Below are 11465 nucleotides of genomic sequence, written 5' to 3' on the forward strand. Positions count from 1 at the left end.
ACCCGCTGCGCCCTACAGGCCAGCGGGTTAACTTCATAGCTTGCCTGTTCGCTGCGCGATCATCGCCGCCAGAATTTCAGACATGGCTTTGCTTTGAGACCCGGGCGTCACACCACCAATGCCGATCCGGCGCCCAGCGCGCCACCAAAGGCCTGGAAACCATGCTCTTGGGCCGCGGGAGGACAGGCGGATCAGAAAGCCGTTGGAAGGCTTAAAGGCAAAGAACCCGCGATCCAGGGCCTCAATCTCCGCGACCTCTGCAATAAGACTGCCATCGCTACTGCGCAGCTCGGTCTCGGTCAGCTCGATATGAAAAGCAGTTGCCTGCCACATGCGCCAGGACAGCCAAAGCGCAGCAAAGCCCACAATCAAGAGAAAAGCCAACCAGCCCACAGAGGGTGGCGTGGACATGGCGATGTAGATCAGCACAAGTCCGATACAGCCCAGCATACCCACACCCATGACCCGCCGCACACCAGATGCTTCGATTTTTGCCAGAACTTCTTCGGACATTTCTGCTCTCCTGCCTTGATTGGCTTGGTGATACAGGCTTTCCCCAAGTGGGAACAGCCCCACTTGTACGGCAATTTTTGACAGGGCCATCCTCCCAAAGGACTATTGCCGCCCTGGGGTGCGGCCCATAGGGTCCTTGCTATGACTTGGCCCAAAAACACCCCACCCCGCTACGACACCGATGCTGCGGCAGGCATTGAGATCACCGAGAACTTTGAACGCTTCACCCAGCGCAATGATGTCTTTACCCGCGCTTTCTGGGATCCGCTGGTAAAATCCAAACACACCGCCAAGTTCTTCGCCTCTTACCGCATGGAGGCGGCACCGCGCCGGGGCGACGGCTTCACTCAGCGCGATTTTGCCCTGCGCAATGCCGCTTGGTTGGTTTCTGATGTCATTTCGAACCGGCGCGGTGCGGATGGGATCCGTGAGGGCTTTCAGGCCCCGATCCAGCCTGACACTCCAGTTGCGCCAGAGCCGATGCCGATCGAAGATCCTACCCGGATGAGCGCAGAGGTGAAGCGCATCGCAAAGTTCTTTGGCGCTGATCTTTGTGGTGTTACCGATCTGGACGAACGTTGGCTTTATACATCTCGTGTGGACACCCGCGACTTTTCCGAGGCCCCCCATGACCTGCCTGAGGGGCTGAACAGCGTTATTGTCCTTGGCCATGAGATGGAGCAGGAGCTGGTTGCCACCTACCCCTCCGCCTTGGCCGGAGCCGCTACGGGACGGGAATACAGCCATGAGGCCTCGGTGGTGATGCAGCTCGCCGCCTATATCCGCAACCTCGGCTATGAGGCGGTGCCCTCAATGAACGACACCGGGCTGGTGATCCCCTATGCGGTGAAAGCGGGCCTGGGCGAATATGCGCGCAATCAGATGGTGATCACGCCGGAATTCGGCCCCCGCCTGCGGTTCTCCAAGATCTTCACCAATCTGCCGCTGAGCCATGACGCACCGCAGCCCCTTGGGGTGCGCGCCTTTTGCGATATCTGCACCAAATGCGCCGATGCATGCCCGGTCAAGGCCCTACCCTACGGCCCTCCCGAAGAAGGCGGCAGCAATATCTCGGCTATCCGCGGCGTGAAGAAATGGACCTCCGACGCAGAGAAATGCTTTTCTTTCTGGGCCAAGCTGGCCTCGGACTGCGCCATCTGCATGCGGGTCTGCCCCTTCAACCGGGACTACAGCCAGCGCCACAACCGGCTGTGGCTGCGGCTGGCCTTGTCACCGCTGAGAAAGCTGGCCCTGCGGCTAGCCGACAAACACGGCGCCCGCGTCAAACCGGGAGACTGGTGGCAGCAGGATCAGAACGACGATCAGACAGCGGCGGGCAAAGAAAGCTAAGCTAGGTATGTGCGCTTTTGCACAAAAGCGGTGAGGGTACGGGCATTATCCGGCTGAGCGCGCAGCCCTATCTTGGCTGCAACGCAACTCATGCAGGAGACGAGACCATGTCCCTCAGACCGCTTTTGGAAAAACGCCCCGCCCAACCAACGCTGGAAGGCGCCGGTGTCAAACTGCACCGCGCCTTTGGTTTTCACGACCCTAGCGAGCTGGATCCCTTTTTGCTGTTTGACGATTTCCGCAACGAAGACCCCCTCGATTTCGAGAAAGGATTCCCCTGGCACCCGCACCGGGGCATCGAGACCATCACCTATGTGCTGTCCGGCGAGGTCGAGCACAGCGATTCCCTGGGCAACGCCGGCACGCTGGGTGCGGGCGGGGTGCAATGGATGACCGCCGGATCAGGCATCCTGCACCAGGAGATGCCCATCGGCAATGCCACGGGTCAGATGCATGGCTTTCAGCTCTGGGGCAACCTGCCTGCGGCGCAGAAAATGACCGCGCCGCGCTATCAGGACATCACCGCCGCCGACATCCCCGAGGTGACCGACGACGACGGCACCAGGGTCAAGGTGATCACCGGCGAATTCTGGGGGCAGCGCGGCCCGGTGGATGGCATTGCGGCGGATCCGCAGTATCTGGATGTCTTTGTGCCCGCAGGGGTGAAAAAGACCTTCCGGATCGACACCTACCGCCGGGCGTTCGCCTATGTTTTTGAGGGTTCTGCCGCATTTGCCGATGCCTCTGCCCCCTCCGGTGTGCTGCTGGAGAAAGAGGTGGCGGGCCAGGAGGTCAATATCCGCGATCTGTCCGGCGACCGCACCCTGATCCGCTTTGGCAGCGGCGATGAAATCACCCTGCAGGCGGGTCCCGAAGGGGTGCGTTTTCTGCTGATCTCCGGCGCGCCGATCGATGAGCCCGTGGCCTGGCACGGGCCCATCGTGATGAACACCCGCGAGGAGCTGCATCAGGCCTTCAAGGATCTGAAAAACGGGTCCTTTATTGCCCCGGCACACTGAAGAACGCATAGCGGAAAGGCCCTGCCGGGCCTTTCTGCATCACCCCATGGCATCCCAGATGTAGGTCGCCTCACCTTCCCCGTTCCTGGCCCCTTCCCGGAACCCGGCTTTCAGCAGCACCCTGGCAGAAGCGGCATTCTCTTGCATCACCCCGCCGGAGATCCTGACCCTTTGCACTCTGAACAGCGCCTGCAGCCCGGAGAGCATCTCTGTGGCATAGCCCCGGCCCCAGGCGTTTTCCGCAAACAGATACCCCAGATGCCGGACCGGCACACCCTCCGCCGCGTCATCGGTCATCGGGTGGCTCAGAAAGATCAGCCCGATGTTCTGCCCGGCCTCATCGGTCAAGGCAGCTGTTTCCGCCTCTTGCGCCAGCCCCTCCAGCAGGGTCAGACGGTCCTTGTCGCTCTCGAGATTTTGAAAACCCAGCGGCAGCCAGCGCACCACTTCAGGGGCCAGCAAGGCGCGACGGTCATCTGCATCCAGTGTTGAAACCGCCACGGCCCGCAGCCGTTCAGAACGAAAATCCAACAGGGCCATGCCTTATGCTCCCACCGCGTTGCGCACCATTTCCCAATAGACGCCTTCGACCTCTTCCAGCGACAAGCGTCCGCCGCTGCGGTACCAGGTCATCACACCGTTGAGCATGGCGATTACCGCCAATGTAGCAATCTTGGTATCCGGGATGCGGAAACAGCCGCTTGCCACCCCGTCTTTCAGAATCTGCTCCAGCGCATCCTCATAACTCCGCCGCAACACCTCGATGCCGGCAAAGTTCTCTTCGTTGAGATTGCGCAGCTCCATATAGGCAATAAAAACCTCATCCGGGCGCTGCATATGGAAGCGGATATGGAACTTCACAAAGGCTTCCAGCTGCACGGCGGCGTCGCCCTCCACAACCAGATCCCCCCAGGCCGCAAGCAATTCGCGCATGTGGCTTTCCATCAGACGGAACAACAGGCTTTGCTTATCCGGCGTGTAGTTGTACAAGGCCCCGGCCTGTACACCCACCTCCTTGGCGATCTGCCGCATGGAGACCGCCGCATAGCCATGCTGGGCAAAGAGCTGCAAAGCTGCTTCGCGGATACGGGGACCGGTGATGCCGGAGTGTGAACCTTGAGTACGTGCCATTCGGCAAAAGATAACTGAACATTTGTTCAGAAAAAAGGGGTCCCTTGTGCCTCAGGCAAACATTGTGCATTTATGACTGAGTTTCTGAAGGATCCGCTTATGCGCAAGCTGCTGCCCCTCACACTGATCTGTTCCGGAATTGCTCTTGCGGGCTGTTCTACGCAACCCGAGCTTCAGAACCAGATCACACCAGAGATGCGCGCTGCCGCTTACCCGCAACTGCTCCCTTTGGATCAAGCCCTCTCCCCTCTCCCCTCCCCTCAAAGCGAGAATGAGCGGTTGCAAAAACACCTGGACGCGCGTGGCAACACCCTCCAGCGACGCGCCGAGCGCCTCCGCCGTCAGCCGATCTGATTACTTGCGCCTTCCAGCGGTAGTTATCCCATTCTAAGTGCGGTTAGCACGGGTTCAAAACCTACCATTTCAATGCGAAAACCCCATGCAATGTCTCGCCGCCGTTGCACCCAATCCCTGAACCCGCTAAGGCGGAGCAGACTTGAGTTTGGGAAAAGGACCTCCGGCAATGACAGAACCGCTTCGTCTAGGGATTGCAGGTTTGGGCACGGTTGGCGTGGGCGTCGTAAAGATTGTCCGCCGTCATGCTGAAATGCTGGAGAGGCGTTGTGGCCGTCCGGTGGTGATCACCGCTGTTTCTGCGCGCGATGCCAACAAGGACCGTGGTGTGGCGCTATCCGGCTACGCCTGGGAAAGTGACCCGGTTGCGCTGGCAAAACGCGACGACATCGATGTCTTTGTCGAGCTGATGGGCGGCCATGAAGGACCCGCCAAAGACGCAACCGAGGCAGCCCTCGCGACTGGCAAAAATGTGGTTTCCGCCAATAAAGCATTGCTAGCAATCCACGGCCAGGCCCTGGCAGAGCAGGCCGAAGCCGCAGGCCGGGTGATCCGTTTTGAGGCCGCCGTTGCCGGTGGCATTCCGGTGATCAAATCCCTGACCGAAGGTCTGGCGGGCAATGAGATCACCCGCGTCATGGGTGTCATGAACGGGACCTGCAACTACATCCTGACCCGTATGGAAGCCACCGGTCAGGGCTATAACACCCTCTTTGAGGAATGTGCCCGCCTTGGCTATCTCGAAGCGGATCCCAACCTTGATGTGGGCGGTATCGATGCAGGCCACAAATTGGCGCTGCTCTCCTCCATTGCCTTTGGCAACAAACCCGCCTTTGACGATGTGGTACTCCAGGGTATTCAGCGTATTGAGCTGGAAGACATCCGTCACGCAGCCGACATGGGATACCGGATCAAACTCCTCGGCGTTGCGCAGCGGACTGCCCGTGGCCTGGAGCAGCGCATGACCCCCTGCCTAGTGCCCGCAAACTCCCCCTTGGGACAGCTTGAGGGCGGCACCAATATGGTGGTGATCGAAGGGGACGCGGTCGAGCAGGTCGTGCTACGCGGCCCCGGAGCGGGCGAAGGCCCCACCGCAAGCGCGGTTGCTGGCGATATCTGTGATCTGGCGCGGGGGTTCCGCATTTCGACCTTTGGCCAACCGGCCACTTCGTTGCAGGATCTCCCTGCCGCGCAGACCGGCCTGCCAGCCCCCTACTATCTGCGGCTGGGCCTTCAGGACAAACCCGGCGCCCTGGCCAAAGTCGCCAGCGCCCTGGGGGATGCAGGTGTTTCGATCGACCGGATGCGTCAGTATGGCCATTCGGAACCCACTGCACCGGTCCTGATCGTGACCCACAAATGCACCTCCACGATGCTGGAAGCGGCACTTGAATCACTTGCCTCGACCGATGTTGTCGACAGCGATCCCGTCGCGCTGCGCATCGAAGAGCTTTAGAAAAGAGCTCAATACACAGGTAAAAACGGGTTTTGGCGCGCAGAACTGCCCTTTTAGGGGCACAGAGGCGCGCCTTCCCGCTTAGCTATCGCTATCATCCCTTGCCCGCAGGTCCCTCAACGGGCTATGCGACAGGCAACTCGATATGGATTTACAGGATTTCAGAGCATGACCTCGACACCTAATGATGCCACCTTCCACGACCGCATGTTGTCCCTGGGCCTCGCCCGTGTAGCTGAGCAAGCGGCCCTCGCTTCTGCTTCTTTGGTTGGACGCGGTGATGAGAAAGCCGCGGATCAGGCCGCCGTGAACGCCATGCGTGAACAGCTGAACCTTCTGGATATCGCTGGCGTGGTTGTCATCGGCGAGGGGGAGCGCGACGAAGCTCCGATGCTCTACATCGGTGAAGAGGTTGGAACCGGCAATGGTCCCGGTGTTGATATCGCTCTGGATCCGCTGGAAGGCACCACGCTGACCGCCAAGGACATGCCCAATGCGCTGACCGTGATCGCCATGGGTCCACGCGGCTCCATGCTGCATGCGCCTGATACCTATATGGACAAGCTGGCCATCGGCCCTGGCTATGAGCCTGGCGTTGTCTCTCTGGATATGTCGCCACGTGAACGTGTCGAGGCGCTGGCCAAAGCCAAGGGCTGCGCCCCTGCTGACATCACTGTCTGCATCCTCGAGCGTCCTCGCCACGAAGCCATGATCACCGAAGTGCGCGAAACCGGTGCCGCCATCCGCCTGATCACCGATGGTGATGTTGCTGGCGTCATGCACTGCGCCGAAAGCGAAGTCACCGGCATCGACATGTATATGGGTCAGGGCGGCGCCCCTGAAGGCGTGCTGGCAGCAGCCGCGCTGAAATGCATGGGTGGCCAAATCTTCGGCCGCCTGCTGTTCCGCAACGATGACGAGAAGGGCCGCGCCGCCAAGGCAGGCATCACCGATCTCGACCGCATCTACAGCCGTGACGAGATGGTCACCCAGGACGTGATCTTTGCCGCAACCGGCGTCACCGGCGGCTCCCTCCTGCCCGCGATCAAACGCAAGCCAGGCTGGGTTGAGACCACCACCCTCCTGATGCGCTCCAAAACCGGTTCCGTGCGCCGCATGAGCTACCGTACACCGCTGGCCTCTCACGAGAATTGAGCCAAGCGCCATATGCGGCCTGTGGCCACTGCCACCGGCAGGGGCTTTTTTTGAAAGATGAAAGGGCCGGATCCAAAAGGGTCCGGCCTTTGCACATGAGGGGTATATGATGAGCTTTTTGGGTGTTGAGACTTCTTTGACCGGACGCCGCTGGACTGGTCCCGGAGTTGATCTGGAACGCGCTGCCGAACATATGCAACAGCAGACCGGGTTGCCCGCACCGCTATGTCAGGTTTTGGCCCGGCGTGGTGTTCCCCCGCATGAGGCCATGGGTTTTCTGACCCCGCAGCTGAAAGAGCTCTTGCCCGATCCCCGCCGGATGAAGGATATGGAGGCGGCCGCCGCGCGCTTCCTGGAGGCCGTGGAGAAGCGCCAGCGCATTGCCATCTTTGCTGATTACGATGTGGATGGCGGCAGTTCTGCGGCACTGCTGATTGTCTGGCTGCGCGCCATGGGGTTGCAATCGACCCTCTATATTCCGGACCGCATCGACGAAGGCTACGGCCCCAATGAGGCGGCCATGGCAGGCCTTGCGCGCGATCACGACCTGATCATCTGCGTCGACTGCGGTACACTCTCGCATGGTCCCATCGCAGCGGCCAAGGGGGCGGATGTCGTCGTGCTCGACCACCACCTGGGCGGCGAGACCTTGCCCGACTGCGTTGCTGTAGTGAATCCCAACCGACAGGACGAAGAAGGCGATCTTGGCTATTTCTGCGCTGCGGGCGTTGTCTTCTTGATGCTGGTCGAGACCCGGCGACAGGCGCGGGGAAAAGGCCTGGGCGCCGGGCCGGACCTGTTGAGCCTGCTGGACCTAGTGGCCCTAGCCACGGTTGCGGATGTGGCGCCGCTGACCGGCGCCAACCGTGCCCTGGTGCGCCAAGGGCTAAAAGTGATGGCTGGCCGTCAGCGCCCTGGCCTCGTGGCGCTGGCGGATGTCAGCCGTATGGATACAGCACCCTCGGCCTATCATCTCGGCTTTCTCCTCGGGCCGCGCGTCAATGCTGGCGGGCGTATCGGCAAGGCCGACCTGGGCGCGCGCCTACTGGCCACGGATAACCCGCATGAGGCCGCCGCTCTGGCAGAGCGGCTGGACCAGCTGAATAGTGAGCGACGCGATATTGAAAACGCCGTGCGTGCTGCTGCGCTGGAACAGGCAGAAGCCAGAGGATTTGACGCGCCCCTGGTTTGGGCCGCTGGTGAGGGCTGGCACCCCGGCGTCGTTGGCATCGTCGCCTCGCGCCTGAAGGAAGCCACCGGCCGCCCGGCTGTTGTCATTGGCCTGAACGATGGCGAAGGCAAGGGCTCCGGTCGCTCGGTCACAGGCATTGATCTCGGCGCTGCCATCCAACGCACCGCCGCAGAAGGGCTGCTTCTGAAGGGTGGTGGGCATAAGATGGCCGCTGGTCTGACCCTCGCGGAAGAGAACCTGGAACCCGCCATGGAGCGGCTTGCGGAATTGCTGGCCAAACAAGGCGCAGGCGACCTCGGGCCCTCGGACCTGAAACTGGAAGGCATGCTGATGCCCGGTGCCGCCACTGTTGATTTGATTGAGCAGATCGAACAGGCAGGCCCCTTTGGCGCTGGTGCCCCTGCCCCGCGCTATGCGCTTCCCAGCCTGGAGGTCCGCTTTGCCAAACAGGTGGGCGAAAGCCATCTGAAGCTCTCTTTGTCCGATGGTTTGGGCGGCAAGATCGATGCAATTTGCTTTGGCGCTTTCGACACCCCACTTGGCTCTCGGCTTCTCAACCATGGGGGGGCGAGATTCCATTTCGCGGGGCGTCTGGAGGTCAATACCTGGGGAGGACGGCAATCTGCGCAATTGCGCCTGGAAGATGCTGCAGAGGCGTAAAACATATATTTTTCAGCATCTTGGATGCACCTGGCGAGAAAACCTCTGAAATGTTCATTTTTCCTCTTGCGGCATCCCCCGCAACACCCTAAACACCCGTTCACAGCAAGGCTGCTCCGTTCGTCTATCGGTTAGGACGCCAGGTTTTCAACCTGGAAAGAGGGGTTCGATTCCCCTACGGAGTACCACTTTTCCCACAAGAATTCTCAAAGTACATCGCCTTTCATGGGCGCCATTTCCTTTGTGTTTCTTGTGCATTTTCATTCGCTTAGATAGCTCGGAAAAAAGTGGCAATTTCTGAAAAAAGGTCTTGCGCCCTGAAGCGGGACTAAGTAAATACCGCCTCACAGCAAGGCTGCTCCGTTCGTCTATCGGTTAGGACGCCAGGTTTTCAACCTGGAAAGAGGGGTTCGATTCCCCTACGGAGTACCACTTTTCCCACCCTGAAAAGCCATCGATCGCGGAGTGCGACACCATTTGATTGTCGCTTTGGTATATGTGATTGATTCAAGCACTTGAAACGTCAATCCCGTTTCCCCCCGCCCTTCTCCACTGCCTGCAACTTGGGTTGTGTCAAAAGTTGTGGACCTATCATAGCAAGGCAAGCTGCGCGCCAGGCGGCCACAGCTTGCAAAGCCATATGCCAGATGATTGCCACTGGTGATGTCACATGAGGTTGAACCGGCTTCAGATCACTGACCCGCCAGTTCCTCTTCTTCCATTCCGGAATGGTAGAAACAATGCCTGGATCGTCCAGCGTGTTTCGCCGCATACAGCGCCACATCGGCCTGATGGACCAGATCCGCCGCCTTGAGTGGGTGCTTATTCCAAATGGAAAGCGTGGTCCCAGCACTCGCAGAAATCTTACACAGGTGCCCCCCAAAGGGAACTGGCTCCTCCATCCTCGCGATTAGGCGATTGGCCAGGGCTTCTAGGACTTTTGGTTGCCTCACATTCTCGAGCAGGATGACAAATTCATCCCCGCCAACACGCGCAACCGTATCGCTCTGCCGCGTGCATTCGACCATGACTTTGGCGACGTTCTGCAGAACCGCATCCCCTGCTGCATGCCCCAGCGTGTCATTGACCGCCTTGAAGAAATCGAGATCTATGTGCATGACCGCAAAATCCGTACCGCGGCTGATCAGGCGACCCAGGATGTGATCCATAGCACGACGATTCTTGAGACCGGTGAGCGTATCTGTAAAGGCCTGCTCCTCCGCCGCGATTTTCGCGCCTTGGAGCCGTAGATTCAATTGGCGAGAAGCCTCCATAGCGGCCGATTTCGCCTCCACCAGATAGAGCATCTCAATGGTGAGATCCGTGGGCGAAAAATCAGCGCTGGTGAGATCATAGTCGCGCACAGCCTCTAGGACCGAGATGCCGAAAGAGAGATTGATCAAAGCGCCCTGGCCCTCAGGCAGCGGCACAAGAACGCCTTTCAGACTGGTCTGTGGCGCATCCCGAAACTGCAGATGGAGTTTAGCACCCGCTGTCTGGATCAAATCCTCGATCGAGCGGGCAGAACGTGGGCGGGAAAGATCAAAGATACGGAAAAACCGCTTTCCCTCCCAGTCCAGATCCGGGCGCAATTTCCGCAGGGTTGGCCCCACACTTTGCAATCGCCCAGAGGCGTCAACCAAAGCATGCATAGGACAAAGCCCATCCGCAATCGCAGAAAGATCTTGCAAGGAAATCATAGCGAATGCGCCCCTAGATCAAAGGCGCGCCCTTCCGCAAAATCGGATTCAACCAGGGTGATCGAAATCACTTCTGCGTCGCCCTTCTCTCCGCTGTGATCAAGGATCACCAGATCCCCATAGTCGTCGCCCATTGCTCGCAGAACACCCATCATAACAGAACCATAGCCAGGCAAGCCTGGCTGACAAATTAGATCAAACTGACCAGGGGCCTGCTCCACCAGCTCTAACGGCGGCAAATGCAGATCTGCGACCGCCAATCGCGCGCGATCAGGAAGATCATCCAAGGAGTGCAAAAATTCCACATAATTTACGCCCCCAAAACGCAGTAGTCGCCTGAGAGCTTCCACCTGCGGGTTGGACACCAAAAATGTCCCAAGGTCTTCTAGAATCTCCGGCAGCGGTCGTTCCAAGACCCGCTCCATCGCTGCAAGCATCTGCTCGGATTGCTCGTCAGTATAGGTGAGCATGGCCTCGAACTCGGTAAAGCCCAAACCTGCAAGATCCATAACGGTCACCCACCGCTCTTCCCCGTAGGTACTGGCGACGAATGCCTGAATTGCCCTGTTTATCAGACCATGCATAAATTGGCCCCTTAGTAAGTCACAGACAAGATGGGCGCTGGACAGTTAAAAAATGCCCAACAAATCAAATTTGATAGAGTTTATACACTTCCTGCGTCTAGGCCAACGAGATCTCTCCTTTTTGTCAGGGCGCTTCTCGCTCGTTTTGCAAGGAGTTGACCCTTTACCAGGCAACCTCAGCCTGGGGTTTTCAATTTTGCAAACCCCAGGTTTCGTCTGGTCTATTGGAGAAGGCCGGAATCGGTGTCCCCGTGCCAGGAAAGCACGGCGCCCTGCGACAGATGAGGGTTTGGTTGCGCAGGCAAGAGGCACTGTAGCCCGGTTCAAATAGGAAAAGCGCCCCAGCCTGAC

The 11465-nt window shown here is 59.2% G+C and carries 11 protein-coding genes and 2 tRNA genes; 8 read left to right on the forward strand and 5 right to left on the reverse strand.

The genetic code is table 11. The features are described 5' to 3' along the window. Positions 1–33 precede the first annotated feature (33 nt). Entirely contained in the window at positions 34–513 is a 480-nt protein-coding gene (locus tag RSK20926_RS09260; protein WP_037254535.1) for a hypothetical protein, read from the reverse strand. 141 nt (positions 514–654) lie between these two features. Here RSK20926_RS09260 and RSK20926_RS09265 point away from each other — a divergent pair, with 141 nt between their 5' ends. Both RSK20926_RS09265 and RSK20926_RS09270 read left to right on the forward strand, forming a co-directional pair. Then, entirely contained in the window at positions 655–1863 is a 1209-nt protein-coding gene (locus tag RSK20926_RS09265) for a reductive dehalogenase (protein ID WP_008206125.1), read from the forward strand. Between the two features lie 107 nt (positions 1864–1970). Further along, complete coding sequence (locus tag RSK20926_RS09270) at positions 1971–2882, forward strand: pirin family protein (protein ID WP_037254634.1); 912 nt, start codon at positions 1971–1973, stop codon at positions 2880–2882. A 39-nt stretch (positions 2883–2921) separates the two neighbouring features. Here the strand turns inward: RSK20926_RS09270 and RSK20926_RS09275 are convergent, their stop codons facing one another. Beyond that, positions 2922–3422: a GNAT family N-acetyltransferase gene (locus RSK20926_RS09275; RefSeq protein WP_008206129.1), complete on the reverse strand. Its 501-nt coding sequence runs from the start codon at positions 3420–3422 to the stop codon at positions 2922–2924. A gap of 3 nt (positions 3423–3425) precedes the next feature. Then, the gene (locus tag RSK20926_RS09280; RefSeq protein ID WP_008206131.1) at positions 3426–4013 is read right to left on the reverse strand and encodes a TetR/AcrR family transcriptional regulator; all 588 of its coding nucleotides are present in this window, start codon (positions 4011–4013) and stop codon (positions 3426–3428) included. Between the two features lie 72 nt (positions 4014–4085). Between RSK20926_RS09280 and RSK20926_RS09285 the strand changes: the two genes are divergently transcribed. From RSK20926_RS09285 to RSK20926_RS09310, 6 genes are all read left to right on the forward strand, one after another. Next, positions 4086–4367, forward strand: coding sequence for a hypothetical protein (locus RSK20926_RS09285; RefSeq protein WP_008206133.1), 282 nt, complete (start codon positions 4086–4088; stop codon positions 4365–4367). Positions 4368–4536: 169 nt separating this feature from the next. Continuing rightward, positions 4537–5823, forward strand: a complete 1287-nt coding sequence (locus RSK20926_RS09290) for a homoserine dehydrogenase (RefSeq protein WP_008206135.1) — start codon at positions 4537–4539, stop codon at positions 5821–5823. A 168-nt stretch (positions 5824–5991) separates the two neighbouring features. Beyond that, positions 5992–6978, forward strand: a complete 987-nt coding sequence (gene glpX, locus RSK20926_RS09295) for a class II fructose-bisphosphatase (protein ID WP_037254538.1) — start codon at positions 5992–5994, stop codon at positions 6976–6978. Positions 6979–7087: 109 nt separating this feature from the next. Beyond that, entirely contained in the window at positions 7088–8830 is a 1743-nt protein-coding gene (gene recJ / locus RSK20926_RS09300; RefSeq protein ID WP_037254637.1) for a single-stranded-DNA-specific exonuclease RecJ, read from the forward strand. Positions 8831–8943: 113 nt separating this feature from the next. Further along, a tRNA-Glu gene (locus RSK20926_RS09305) sits at positions 8944–9018 on the forward strand. 169 nt (positions 9019–9187) lie between these two features. After that, positions 9188–9262 (forward strand) — tRNA-Glu (locus RSK20926_RS09310). 260 nt (positions 9263–9522) lie between these two features. Here RSK20926_RS09310 and RSK20926_RS09315 read toward each other — a convergent pair. Together RSK20926_RS09315 and RSK20926_RS09320 are read right to left on the reverse strand one after the other, a co-directional pair. Then, positions 9523–10530 (reverse strand): GGDEF domain-containing protein, encoded by a 1008-nt coding sequence (locus RSK20926_RS09315; RefSeq protein WP_008206141.1) that lies wholly within the window; start codon positions 10528–10530, stop codon positions 9523–9525. Next, on the reverse strand, positions 10527–11114 hold the full coding sequence (locus tag RSK20926_RS09320; protein WP_008206142.1) for a heme NO-binding domain-containing protein: 588 nt from the start codon (positions 11112–11114) through the stop codon (positions 10527–10529). The genes RSK20926_RS09315 and RSK20926_RS09320 overlap by 4 nt, the downstream gene beginning before the upstream one ends. Positions 11115–11465: the final 351 nt, after the last annotated feature.

Source organism: Roseobacter sp. SK209-2-6 (assembly GCF_000169455.1).
Lineage (GTDB): Bacteria > Pseudomonadota > Alphaproteobacteria > Rhodobacterales > Rhodobacteraceae > Pseudophaeobacter.